Raw genomic sequence first — 12,043 nt, forward strand, 5'->3', positions numbered from 1 at the left:
GCTAACAGAATGAAAAAACAAAAAGGCTATCTCGTTTTTGATATTGGCACAGGCAATGCGAGGGTAGCGGTCGTGAGTGTAACCGGCAGTGTTTTAACAGTTGAACGGGAGGACATCGTGTATTCCACAGAGACGCTTTACCCGGACAGCCGTTATTTTTCTCCTCAGGTGCTGTGGAAGCAGGTGATGAATTTGGCAAAACGTGTGCTATCCCGTTCGTGTGATATTGACATCATTGGTTTGACATCGACGAGTCAAAGACAGGGGATTGTTCTGATCGATCAAAACGGCGATTCTTTTCTTGGGCTGCCGAACATCGATAACCGCGGCCGAGAGTGGGAGGCGAGCATTCCCGATCGGGAAGAGATATACAGCCGCACAGGCCGCCTGCCAACCGCACTTTTTTCCGCGCTCAAGCTTAATGGATTAAAACAGCGCCAGCCCTCTTTATGGGAAAAGACTGCAAGCTTTACTAGCATCAGTGATTGGGTGACGTACCAACTGAGCGGAATATTAACATATGAACCATCACAGGCAACAGAAACCCTGCTGTTTGATGTGAAGCAAAACACTTGGTCAGAAGAGATGTGCGACATATTCGGCTTTTCTCCATCTATCCTTCCGCCTCTTGTAAGAGCGGGAACAGCAATTGGAACGATAGCAAATGAATATGCATCCGAATTAGGCCTTTCAATAAATGCTAAGGTTATAGCAGGGGGCGGGGATACACAGCTAGCTGTCAAAAGCACCGGAGCTGGACTTGAGGACATTGTCATTGTATCAGGGACAACAACGCCAATAACCAAAATTACTGCGGATCATGGCGACACAAAACATAAAGCCTGGCTGAACTGTCATACGGATCAAGGGCATTGGCTTGTGGAAACGAATCCGGGAATTACCGGCTTGAATTATCAAAAATTAAAACAGATTTTTTATCCGAATGAAACGTACGAAGTAATGGAGGAGGAGATTTCTGCACTTGCAAAAGAAGACCATGCATGTGTAGCGGCTCTCGGCTCTTATTTATCGGCTGAAAAGAATGCGTTAACGAGAGGCGGTTTTCTTTTTGATGCCCCGCTGTCAGCACATTTAAAGAGGGCACATTTTGTACGTGCAGCGCTAGAAGAGATCGCATTTTCAATTAAATGGAACTTTGACATTTTAACAGAGGTTACTCCGTTTGAACGTGACTATGTTTGGGTGTGCGGAGGGGGATTCCAAAGCAAAGCGCTCACTCAATATATCGCGGATTTTCTTCAAAAAAAGGTCTATGTCCAAGAGGGATATCATCAGGCATCTGTTGTTGGAGCTGCAGTCATTTGCAATGAAACCTTTCAATTAACGGAGGAGATATCAGCAAATGTCCGGGTGATCGAACCGAAGGACTGTCAGACAGAATTGGCTTTATATGAGAAATGGAAGCAAACACAGCGCTTTTTTTCAGGTTCAGAAAGCAAAGTATTAATTTAAGGCGGCATTTCTGCTGTTTTGAGGAATCATTTAATTTTCAACTTTAATAAGGTAATACGGTAATTGATTGATATGAGCATCTAAGGAGGAGACAGATATGTTGGATAAAATAGGAATACCGAAGCGGCTTGCCTGGGGATTTTTAGGGGTTGTTTTGTTTATGATGGGAGATGGCCTTGAACAAGGCTGGCTCAGTCCTTTTTTGATCGAAAACGGGCTCACCGTTCAGCAGTCCGCTTCCATTTTTAGTATATACGGAATTGCGCTTGCCATAGCTTCCTGGTTTTCGGGTGTATGTCTCGAAGCATTTGGCGCAAAACGAACGATGTTTATGGGGCTGTTGTTTTATGTGATCGGTACAGCTGCTTTTATCGTATTTGGATTTGAACAGCTGAACCTGCCAGTGATGTATGTGACTTACTTCGTAAAAGGGTTAGGTTACCCGCTTTTTGCTTATTCTTTCTTGACATGGGTCATTTACAGAACACCGCAAAGCAAACTGAGCACTGCTGTCGGCTGGTTTTGGATTGCATATTGCCTCGGCATGTTTGTGTTCGGCGCTTGGTACTCAAGCTACGCGATCAAAGCGTTCGGTTATTTGAATACGCTTTGGAGCTCTATTTTCTGGGTATGTCTCGGTGCATTTTTTGCATTGTTTATCAATAAAGACCGTTTTGAAAAGAAGAAAAGAAAAAGATCAGAAACAGCTGAGGAGCTTTTAAAAGGGGTTACGATTCTATTTACAAATCCGCGCGTGCTTACAGGCGGAATCATCAGAATCATCAACAGCATTGGTACATACGGTTTTCCAGTCTTTTTGCCGATGCACATGGCCCAGCATGGAATTTCAACCAATGTGTGGTTGCAAATTTGGGGAACGATTTTCCTGGGGAACATTGTGTTTAACCTTATCTTTGGTATTGTCGGCGATAAATTCGGCTGGAAAAATACTGTTATTTGGTTCGGCGGAGTCGGCTGCGGCATTTTCACCCTCTTATTATACTACGCACCTGTTTTCTCCGGCGGAAGCTTAGCGGTTGTCAGCGTGATCGGCTTTATTTGGGGCGGTTTGCTGGCAGGCTATGTGCCGATTGGTGCAATTGTGCCGACGGTGGCAGGAAAAGATAAAGGGGCAGCCATGTCTGTATTGAATTTGGCTGCAGGTTTATCAGCGTTTGTCGGCCCCGCACTCGCTTGGCTGTTCATCGGTCTCGTCGGTGCGCAAGGCGTGGTCTGGATCTTTGCGGCCCTTTACCTTGCAAGTGCGGTCTTGACGAAATGTATTCATATACCTGAGGAAAAAGCAGTTAAGGAGGAAACATCTCCTCAATATGCATCTTAATTAGAAAGCGCCCATTTTCCGGGGCGCTTTTTATCATTTGTTCAGCAATGTAAGGATTTCCGATACGGAATGACGCAAAAATGATTGATCTGGACGGGATTTCACCATCACAGTCAGCCGATAAGAAACAGAATATAAGTCTGAACCGTTTGTTCCACGTTAATTTCACGTCTTAACTCGCCCGAATGTTCTCTCAAAACAGATTCATAACGCTTTATTCTTCATTGAATTCTCGTTGACGAGCCATCAACATTATCTCTTTCTGAATCGATCAGTATATTACTATTCTATGAATTATCGAGGGATTCTAAAGAAAAATAGACAACATATTGACAATACAGTGAGAAATGTTATGATGAATAGACAATAAGTTGTCTATTCAAGGAGGGAACATCGTGGATTATTCTAAGGAACTGAAAGATTTATTTTTAATGCAACAGTCTTACGCTACACTTTTTTCCACATTAAACAAAATCCAATCACGCGGAGACGATTATTATGAAAGCTTAACGTCGAGGCAATTTATGACGATGGTTGCCATACTGCATTTACCGGAAGAGGAAACGACATTCAACAACATTGCAAAAAAATTAGGCACTTCAAAACAAAACATCAACAGACTTGTCAGCGGTATTGAAAAAAGAGGTTATGTCATCACTGTACCAAGTAAACACGACAAGCGTGCAGTTAATGTGAAGATTACTGATTCAGGAAAGCGTGTCATGGAGGAATGCGGTGAAAAAGCGGTGTATTTTATGGCCGATCTATTTAAAGGCTTTTCGACGGAAGAGCTGGAAACATTGTGGATTTTATTGAAGAAACTGTACAGTTTTGATGGAGAAGAACAGGATGGTTTTGAAGAAGACGCTGCTGATTTTGACATTGAACAAAATCGAGACAATTTGAAAACAAATTTATTGCAGGAATTCGCAAAACGGAGAAAGTAAAAAGGAGAACCAACTATGAACAACGTAGCAATAGTAGAAAACTTGAAAATGCAGTATGAAAACAAAACGGCAGTAGATGGGATTTCGTTCGAAGTGAGAGAGGGGGAAGTGCTTGGCTTACTAGGTCCAAATGGTGCAGGAAAAAGCACAACCATTCATATTTTATCAGGAGTATTGTCGGCCAGTTCCGGAAACGTTTCGATATTGGGCCATAGTGTGAAAAAAGGGTCAAAGGAAATGAAGAAAGGCATCGGGATTGTGCCTCAAGATATCGCGATTTATGAGGAGATTTCAGCTGAGAAAAATGTTCGTTTTTTTGCCAGTCTTTATTCTCTTAAAGGAGAAGAACTGAAAGCCCGAGTCAAAGAGGCTTTGGAGCTCGTACAGCTATATGAACGGAAAGATGACAAGCCAAAGACGTTTTCAGGCGGGATGAAAAGAAGATTAAACATTGCGTGCGCCATTGCCCATCAGCCGAAACTGATTATCATGGATGAGCCCACGGTAGGAATCGATCCGCAATCCCGGCATCACATTTTGGAATCGATAAAAGAGCTGAAAACAAAAGGCGCAAGCATCATTTACTCTACACATTATATGGAAGAAGTCGAGGCGATTTCAGATCGTATTATGATCATGAATGAAGGAAGAATTATTGCCAATGGAACAAAAGAAGAGCTGTACAGAGAAGTCAATAAAGAAATAACATACGCTTTTCAACTGGCGCATGTTCAGCGATTAAATAAAAACTCGATTAGAGAAATCATAGGAGTGACAGGAGTTGATTTCTCTGACCATCAACTAAATGTTACCGTTCAAAAGAACCAAGATCACCTGAGTGAAATCATATTAGAATTGAGTGCCCAAGGCTGCAGCATCCTAAACATGAACAAAAAAGAGGCATCGTTAGAAACGGTATTTTTAGAGCTGACGGGAAGAAATTTAAGAGATTAGGAGAGCAAAATGAGTTTGTTAAAATTGATAACATTTGATTTTATGAATATTTTAAGGAATCCGGTTCTTGTAATAGCCAATACGGCCTTTCCTTTCGTTCTCATTCTGGTCATGGGCTTTGTTACGAAAAGCAGCTTTGGAGCAGGCGGGGTAAGTTCTTATGATTATTACGGAGTGAATATGATGATTTTCACTGCAGCTCTGATTGCTATGACGACCTCTAATACGTTTATGGAGGAAAAGGTGAAGAAAGCGAACCTTCGTATTGTGTATGCGCCGGTTTCGACAACTAGTATTTATCTTTCTAAATTACTATCAACCTTTATATTCAGTGTCATTATGTACAGCATGAATGTGTTGATAGCCCAAACGATTTTTCATTTGAACTTTGGAGGACAATATCTTACGTATTTCATGCTTTTATTGTATGTATTTTTATTTTTCGGTTGCTGTTTAGGCACAATGTTCTGCAGTTTGTTCAAGAATGAAGAACAGGCGAATGGGATTATGCAAATTCCGATAGCTTTTTTTATTTTCTTTGGTGGCGTATTTTTCGGAATTCATAGATTTGGAGATACCGTCAATCAGATATCGATTCTTTCTCCGATTAAATGGGTAACAGAATGTTCATTTCGTCTCATTTATGATCATGATTTCAGTATGCTGCAGCCTGTTATGTCAGGACTAATATTGGCTTCAATCATTTGTATTGCCGTTTCTCATGTTGTATTTAAGCCGGAGGGATATATATGCTGAGTTTATTCCAAAACAGGTGGGAGCGAATCCTGACCAAAAAAGACATTATTATCATTGCATTAATCATTATCCCTCTGATGATTGGCGTTGCGATTATGTTTTCCGGGAAGCCGGTTTTCAAAGAAACAATCGCTTTTGTTACAGAACTGGACGAAGTTCATCATTTGCCGAGTGATTCTGCATTTAGAGTGGTAACGGTAGATCAGAAGCCGAAGTTTTCTGATCTGATGTTAGGGAAATATGCAGCCATTGTAGAAAAAAATCAACTTGATTACAAAGTAACCACGTTGAAAAGTAAAGCGGATCAAAAAATGATTCAGCAATTTTTTGAGACTGGAGAAATGCCAGGCAGCTACCGGGGAGAGGATGAATTAAGGACTGAACGGGGAACGGGAACGAATATATTAGGCTTTATCATGATGCTTGTATTGATGCAAGGTGTGGCATTAGCTGCGTTATATCCAGAAGACCGGATGCTCAAAACCTTCAAAAGGATTTTAGTGTCTCCCGTGCATGTGGGGAAATATTTGTTGGTTCAGTTTATCTTTACTTTTTTATGTTTATACATACCCACTTACTTGGCCATCCTAATTACAAATGTACTCTTTCATGCTGAAATTGGTTTCCGTTTAAATATTCTTGCTGGGTTACTGGGTGTTCTTACAGTGCTTGCAACAGCATTCGCTATCTTTATGGCTTCTGTGATGGATCGAAACATCAGTTTGATGACGAGTGGTATCAGTGTGATCACGTGTGTATTGTCAGGCTGTTTTATTTCTTTTGCTCCACATCATCCAATATTAAATGCCCTTTGTGCGATACTGCCACAAAAAGCGTATATGACTTTCATTCACGGGGTAGAAATGGGGGATTCAATGTGGGAATACAAAACTCAGGTTATTTATATTTTGATGTGGTCGGCTGCGTTTTGTTTCCTTGGGGATTTTATCACAAGAAGAAGAACCAATAAAGGGATTTATGAGTAGGGGAAAAAGTTATTAGCATTGTTTTAAGAGATGAAAATCTTGTAGGGATTGATCAAGAATCAAAACGTCATAGCTGATGCAGGTCATGAATCGGACATTTTAAAGGAAAAGGGATGTGGCACAGACCAAGAGAATACCGTCATTCTCTTGGTTTCACAATAGAGTACACATTTGTATCATATGGAGTCCCATTTTGATACATGTACTGTCTTAAAACACCTTCTTTTTGAAACCCCATTTTTAGAAGCAGACGATTTGATGCTTCATTAGCGATAAATACAACTGCGCCAATACGCGTCAGTCCAAGGGCAGAAAATCCGTAAGATACGACCTTTGAAAGGACTTCTGATGCAAATCCGTTTTGCCAATGCTCCGGGATGATTTCATAACCGATTTCCGCGCGCCTATGCTTTTGGGCCAGAGCGTGAAAGCCTATTGTTCCGATCAGTTCTTTAGTGTCCAGTCTTTCAATTCCCCACCGTATACCGCGTTTTTCTTGATAGAGGGCAGCAAACGTTTGAATCATTGAAATGGCCTGTTCTTTAGATTCCATGTTTTCAAGCCCATAATAGCGTGTCACCTCATCGTTTGAGAAACAAGCAAAAATGGCTTCCGCGTCCTGATCTGTGATTTGCCTAAGTATAAGCCGATCCGTTTCTAATATAGGAAACATTCAACCACTCCCCGCGTTTGTGTTTTTGTTTATCATATCCCTTTTATTTCCTCTTTTCTATAGCGAAATCAACCAATGCAGCAAAGGAACGAATTTGTGTTTCTAGTTGCTCTTTGTTTTTGCTGAATTGTTTCAAACGATGGCCGTTCGCGCCTGATGGATGGGGAAAGCCGTTAAGGCAAATCAAATTCTGGAGGCTGTGTTGTCTGATCAATGTTTCACATACTGTTTCGGCCGCTTTTCCTAACGGAATGAGAAGAGCTGGTCCCGTCACATGATTAAGCTCCGCAGGGAAGTGCCCAAAAGCATAGGTGCTCAGGATAGGAGAATGAGTGATAGCCGGTTTGTATCCGGTATAGTTTTTTTGCTGGATAAAGACAGGATATTTAATAACGGAAGTTGTATGGAGCATATGCCGTAATTCTCCAAAAAGCTTTGCGGCGCTTTGAATGCCAAAAGCTTGCGGCAGCCCGCATAAATCCAGCATGGTGATAAGGTTATGTCTCATCGACCCGGAGAAACCCGCTGCTATTTTTGTATCTACCGCCATTTGCTCAAGAGTGCGGCCTTGCCGCAGACTTTCGACTGCTGTTTCGTACGCTGTTTTCATCTGGGAAAAACCCGGCGTGATCCCGGCAATCACAATCGTAGCAGTCCGATTGATATATTCATTATGAGGTGAATAGTAGATGTCAAGTTCATTTTCTTGATGGAGATGAAATGGAGAAATAAGTAAATCCGACTTTGTAAGTGAAGAGGGAAGAGAATGTAGTTTTTCTGCGAACTCCTTTAAGCAACTGTGGTTTACAATCATGCGAAAGCCTCCTCAAAAAATGATATCCCATTGTCCATTCTGATCGAAACAACGGGATATCATTCATCATGACCTGCTATTTAAATGACCAGCCTGCCACACCTCTTTAACAGCTTTAGGAACTTCTTTTACTTCAGCTGCGGTCTGCTGAAACGCGGATTTTTTCATTTGGACATCCTGCTGAATCTTCTTTTGTTTTTGCGTCAGCAGCTCTGTTTCTGTTTTTAATCCTTCGATTTGTTTTTGCATAGCCTGCGTAACAGAGGAAAGCTCCTTTAGTGCAGGGTCCATTTTTTTCTTGTTTTGAATCACGGTAACTCCTAAGAAGATAATAGAAACTGCTAATACTGCAAGACTGATATAAACAATAATCATATGTTCACTCCTTTTCTTATGTCATTACCCTGTATCCGTTTTTTTAATCAGAAGAAATGATATTTACACAGTTCGTTTGATTTGCGTATTGGATGTATTGTACTTATAATGTGATATCGTACATATGTAAACAAAGAAAGGGTGCTTCAATTGCAAAATTTACAACATAAAACTGCACTAATCACAGGCGGAGGCAGAGGAATTGGCCGCGCTACTGCTTTGGCGCTTGCCAAAGAAGGCGTGAATATCGGGTTAATTGGCCGGACTTCCGCTAATGTAGAAAAAGTGGCTGAAGAAGTCAAAGCGCTTGGTGTAAAAGCTGCATTTGCTGCTGCAGATGTAAAAGATGCCGATCAGGTTAACCAAGCTGTAGCTCAAGTGAAGGAACAGCTCGGTGATATCGATATTCTCATTAATAATGCCGGCATCAGCAAATTTGGCGGTTTCTTAGATCTGTCAGCCGATGAGTGGGAAAATATTATTCAAGTCAACCTAATGGGTGTGTACCATGTCACGCGCGCGGTGCTTCCGGAAATGATCGAACGCAAAGCCGGAGACATCATTAATATTTCGTCTACAGCGGGTCAAAGAGGAGCTGCTGTAACAAGTGCTTACAGCGCTTCTAAATTTGCCGTTCTCGGGTTAACAGAGTCTCTTATGCAAGAAGTGAGAAAACATAATATCAGAGTCAGCGCGTTAACGCCGAGCACTGTCGCTAGTGATATGTCTATCGAATTGAACTTAACAGACGGTAATCCTGAAAAAGTTATGCAGCCTGAGGATCTTGCTGAGTACATGGTGGCACAATTGAAATTAGATCCTCGTATTTTCATCAAAACAGCGGGATTATGGTCAACAAATCCTTAAAAATGAAAACCTGTCTTTCGACAGGTTTTTTTATTTGAATGAAATCAGTACCGGTAAAATGAGATATGTAAACCCTGGCAATCGTTTAAATTGAAGATAGCAGTAAATGCAGGCTATAATAGAACTAAGAAAACTATGTACCAAATGTTCAGTCGAAATTTATTTTTTCCGCTACACCTATAATCAGTAAACATGAAATGACTGGACTATCAGTCTTTAATATAAAGAAGGAAAACAATAAAAGAAAATTGAATATTTAGTACATAGTGTTGTCAGTGACAGAAGAAGGAGTGCATATGATGAAAGAAGAAAAAAGGAGTTCAACAGGCTTTTTAGTGAAACAGCGCGCATTTTTGAAGCTTTATATGATAACGATGACAGAGCAAGAGAGACTCTATGGGTTAAAGCTGCTTGAAGTACTTCGGTCTGAATTTAAAGAGATTGGTTTTAAACCAAATCATACAGAAGTATACCGGTCTTTGCATGAGCTTCTTGATGACGGGATACTAAAACAAATTAAAGTAAAAAAAGAAGGGGCTAAGCTCCAGGAAGTCGTCCTCTATCAATTTAAAGATTACGAAGCCGCCAAGCTATATAAAAAACAGCTGAAGGTAGAGCTGGATCGCTGTAAAAAACTGATTGAAAAAGCCCTCTCAGATAATTTTTAATAGAAACAAACACCCGGCGCAGCAGTGTGAACCGGGTGTTTTCTGCTTTTCATTATACATATTTGTCGAAAAGAAACAATACAAATCAATGATGACCTTCAAACTTGACATCATTTCCTCACGTGGTAACATTTTAAACGTGTGAAAATGCGAACAAAAAAGCGAACAAAGGAGATGTTACCGATCTTTGATCAAAAGAAAGTAGCCTTTATAGGAGCAGGATCTATGGCGGAAGGAATGATATCAGGTATCGTTCGTGCCAACAAAATCCCGAAACAAAACATCTGCGTTACAAACCGCAGCAATACAGAGCGATTAACTGAACTTGAACTTCAATATGGCATTAAAGGCGCCTTGCCGAACCAACTATGTATTGAAGACATGGATGTGCTCATTTTGGCAATGAAGCCAAAAGACGCCGAAAACGCTCTGTCATCACTAAAATCACGTATTCAACCCCATCAATTAATATTGTCGGTCCTTGCCGGCATAACTACCTCTTTTATTGAACAATCATTGCTTAATGAACAGCCGGTTGTCAGAGTGATGCCTAACACTTCCAGTATGATTGGCGCTTCTGCAACAGCTATTGCCCTTGGCAAATATGTGTCGGAAGACCTGAAGAAGCTGGCCGAAGCATTGCTCGGATGCATGGGCGAAGTCTATACAATCCAAGAAAATCAAATGGATATATTCACCGGAATTGCAGGCAGCGGACCCGCGTATTTTTATTATTTAATGGAATTCATTGAAAAGACAGGCGAGGAAGCGGGCCTCGATAAACAGTTATCTCGAAGCATCGGCGCACAGACACTTTTAGGTGCCGCAAAAATGCTCATGGAAACAGGAGAACATCCTGAGATCTTAAGAGATAATATCACGTCACCGAACGGAACGACAGCAGCGGGGCTGCAAGCCTTGAAAAAGAGCGGCGGCGGAGAAGCGATTTCTCAAGCAATAAAGCATGCGGCTAAGCGTTCAAAGGAAATCAGCGAAGATATCGAAAAAACTGCAGCACCGCTATCAGGAGTGATAAAGTGACGCCTGATACAAGCATGAAAAGAGTCGTTGTGAAGATTGGAAGCAGTTCATTAACAAGCCTTCATGGAGAAATCAGCATTCGAAAATTAGAAGCGTTGGTCGACCAGGTCGTCAAACTCAAAGACGCCGGTTATGAAGTGATTTTGGTTTCCTCAGGCGCAGTGGCGGCGGGATATCGCAAGCTCGGATTTATCCAAAGGCCCGAGAAGCTTCCAGAAAAACAAGCATCAGCTTCAATCGGCCAGGGATTGCTGATGGAGGCTTATTCAAAGCTGTTCTTGGCACACGGCTATGTCGCATCCCAAATTTTAATTACGAGAAGCGATTTTTCTGATGAATATCGATACAACAATGTCAGGAATACAATGAATGTACTGCTCGAGCGCGGCATCATCCCGATCATAAACGAAAATGATACAGTTACCGTCAATCGGCTCAAGTTTGGCGACAATGATACACTCGCGGCAAAAGTCGCAGGATTGATTGATGCAGATATGCTTGTGATTTTATCAGATATAGACGGATTATATGACGGCAATCCGCGCACAAATCCAGAAGCGAAAAGGATACAGCGGGTGAGTGAAATAACACCTGACATCGAAGCATTCGCAGGTGACACTGGAAGCATCGTTGGCACCGGCGGCATGCGCTCTAAGCTTGATGCGTTTAAAATCGTAATGGCGTCTGGCATTAAAGGTTTCCTTGGTCAGGCAGATGCTGGCGATATTTTATATCACGCCGTTCATGAACAGGCGGAAGGCACCTATTTTGAAGCAGAAGGAACGCTTCCGTTGAATCAAAAGGAGAAATGGATCGCTTTTAATTCCGGTCCGGAAGGTGAAATGTTTTTATCAGATGACTGTTCACGAAAAATAACAAACGGCCAATCGAGTTTATACCTGGACGGTGTACAGAAGATTAAAGGGAAATTCAAAAGCGGTTCAGTTGTTCGGCTGATGGATTCAAAAGGGACGGAAATCGGCCTTGGAATCGTCAATTACTCTTCTGTACAGCTTCAAGAACCGGAAAAGAAAAAGGAACTGACAAACAGAGCTCTAATTGATCAAGAAGCCTTTGTTTGCCATGTGGATTTTTCTTTACCTGTAAATTAATTTGCAGAAAAAAACCCGAAGCTTCTATATAGAAG

13 protein-coding genes are annotated in these 12,043 nt (G+C 41.5%); 10 read left to right on the forward strand and 3 right to left on the reverse strand.

Features of this window, described 5'->3' with window-relative positions:
- Positions 1-9: 9 nt before the first annotated feature.
- The 6 genes from FB592_RS18885 to FB592_RS18910 all read left to right on the forward strand — a co-directional run bounded on the left by FB592_RS18885 (position 10) and on the right by FB592_RS18910 (position 6,458).
- The gene (locus FB592_RS18885; RefSeq protein WP_141949976.1) at positions 10-1,473 is read left to right on the forward strand and encodes an FGGY-family carbohydrate kinase; all 1,464 of its coding nucleotides are present in this window, start codon (positions 10-12) and stop codon (positions 1,471-1,473) included.
- A gap of 97 nt (positions 1,474-1,570) precedes the next feature.
- Positions 1,571-2,815 (forward strand): MFS transporter, encoded by a 1,245-nt coding sequence (locus FB592_RS18890; protein WP_021481398.1) that lies wholly within the window; start codon positions 1,571-1,573, stop codon positions 2,813-2,815.
- A 395-nt stretch (positions 2,816-3,210) separates the two neighbouring features.
- A complete protein-coding gene (locus tag FB592_RS18895) occupies positions 3,211-3,762 on the forward strand; it encodes a MarR family winged helix-turn-helix transcriptional regulator (RefSeq protein WP_041849910.1) in 552 nt (183 codons plus the stop codon).
- Positions 3,763-3,777: 15 nt separating this feature from the next.
- Positions 3,778-4,716: an ABC transporter ATP-binding protein gene (locus FB592_RS18900; RefSeq protein ID WP_141949978.1), complete on the forward strand. Its 939-nt coding sequence runs from the start codon at positions 3,778-3,780 to the stop codon at positions 4,714-4,716.
- A 9-nt stretch (positions 4,717-4,725) separates the two neighbouring features.
- Positions 4,726-5,472, forward strand: a complete 747-nt coding sequence (locus tag FB592_RS18905; RefSeq protein WP_141949980.1) for an ABC transporter permease — start codon at positions 4,726-4,728, stop codon at positions 5,470-5,472.
- Positions 5,466-6,458: an ABC transporter permease gene (locus FB592_RS18910; protein WP_049141141.1), complete on the forward strand. Its 993-nt coding sequence runs from the start codon at positions 5,466-5,468 to the stop codon at positions 6,456-6,458. Before FB592_RS18905 ends, FB592_RS18910 begins: the two co-directional genes overlap by 7 nt.
- A 139-nt stretch (positions 6,459-6,597) precedes the next feature.
- Here FB592_RS18910 and FB592_RS18915 read toward each other — a convergent pair whose 3' ends face one another.
- From FB592_RS18915 to FB592_RS18925, 3 genes are all read right to left on the reverse strand, one after another.
- Entirely contained in the window at positions 6,598-7,131 is a 534-nt protein-coding gene (locus tag FB592_RS18915; protein ID WP_049141140.1) for a GNAT family N-acetyltransferase, read from the reverse strand.
- A 43-nt stretch (positions 7,132-7,174) separates the two neighbouring features.
- Positions 7,175-7,945 (reverse strand): hypothetical protein, encoded by a 771-nt coding sequence (locus tag FB592_RS18920; protein ID WP_021481396.1) that lies wholly within the window; start codon positions 7,943-7,945, stop codon positions 7,175-7,177.
- Positions 7,946-8,011: 66 nt separating this feature from the next.
- Positions 8,012-8,320, reverse strand: coding sequence for a DUF948 domain-containing protein (locus FB592_RS18925; RefSeq protein ID WP_021481395.1), 309 nt, complete (start codon positions 8,318-8,320; stop codon positions 8,012-8,014).
- A 150-nt stretch (positions 8,321-8,470) separates the two neighbouring features.
- Between FB592_RS18925 and FB592_RS18930 the strand changes: the two genes are divergently transcribed.
- The 4 genes from FB592_RS18930 to proB all read left to right on the forward strand — a co-directional run bounded on the left by FB592_RS18930 (position 8,471) and on the right by proB (position 12,008).
- Positions 8,471-9,187 (forward strand): 3-ketoacyl-ACP reductase, encoded by a 717-nt coding sequence (locus FB592_RS18930; RefSeq protein ID WP_015483302.1) that lies wholly within the window; start codon positions 8,471-8,473, stop codon positions 9,185-9,187.
- A 299-nt stretch (positions 9,188-9,486) separates the two neighbouring features.
- Positions 9,487-9,855, forward strand: a complete 369-nt coding sequence (gene rtp, locus FB592_RS18935; protein ID WP_003220337.1) for a replication termination protein — start codon at positions 9,487-9,489, stop codon at positions 9,853-9,855.
- Between the two features lie 147 nt (positions 9,856-10,002).
- Positions 10,003-10,896, forward strand: a complete 894-nt coding sequence (gene proC, locus FB592_RS18940; RefSeq protein WP_010886524.1) for a pyrroline-5-carboxylate reductase — start codon at positions 10,003-10,005, stop codon at positions 10,894-10,896.
- A complete protein-coding gene (gene proB / locus FB592_RS18945; protein ID WP_049141139.1) occupies positions 10,893-12,008 on the forward strand; it encodes a glutamate 5-kinase in 1,116 nt (371 codons plus the stop codon). Before proC ends, proB begins: the two co-directional genes overlap by 4 nt.
- Positions 12,009-12,043 lie beyond the last annotated feature (35 nt).

The sequence above is a fragment of the Bacillus sp. SJZ110 genome (assembly GCF_006715455.1).
GTDB classification, from domain to species: Bacteria; Bacillota; Bacilli; order Bacillales; family Bacillaceae; genus Bacillus; species Bacillus subtilis.

Coding starts and splice junctions, on each gene's coding strand:
- rtp (WP_003220337.1), top strand. CDS start 9,487: ATGAAAGAAGAAAAAAGGAGTTCAACAGGCTTTTTAGTGAAACAGCGC.
- FB592_RS18920 (WP_021481396.1), bottom strand. CDS start 7,945: ATGATTGTAAACCACAGTTGCTTAAAGGAGTTCGCAGAAAAACTACAT.
- FB592_RS18905 (WP_141949980.1), top strand. CDS start 4,726: ATGAGTTTGTTAAAATTGATAACATTTGATTTTATGAATATTTTAAGG.
- FB592_RS18885 (WP_141949976.1), top strand. CDS start 10: ATGAAAAAACAAAAAGGCTATCTCGTTTTTGATATTGGCACAGGCAAT.
- FB592_RS18890 (WP_021481398.1), top strand. CDS start 1,571: ATGTTGGATAAAATAGGAATACCGAAGCGGCTTGCCTGGGGATTTTTA.
- proC (WP_010886524.1), top strand. CDS start 10,003: ATGCGAACAAAAAAGCGAACAAAGGAGATGTTACCGATCTTTGATCAA.
- FB592_RS18910 (WP_049141141.1), top strand. CDS start 5,466: ATGCTGAGTTTATTCCAAAACAGGTGGGAGCGAATCCTGACCAAAAAA.
- FB592_RS18900 (WP_141949978.1), top strand. CDS start 3,778: ATGAACAACGTAGCAATAGTAGAAAACTTGAAAATGCAGTATGAAAAC.
- FB592_RS18925 (WP_021481395.1), bottom strand. CDS start 8,320: ATGATTATTGTTTATATCAGTCTTGCAGTATTAGCAGTTTCTATTATC.
- FB592_RS18915 (WP_049141140.1), bottom strand. CDS start 7,131: ATGTTTCCTATATTAGAAACGGATCGGCTTATACTTAGGCAAATCACA.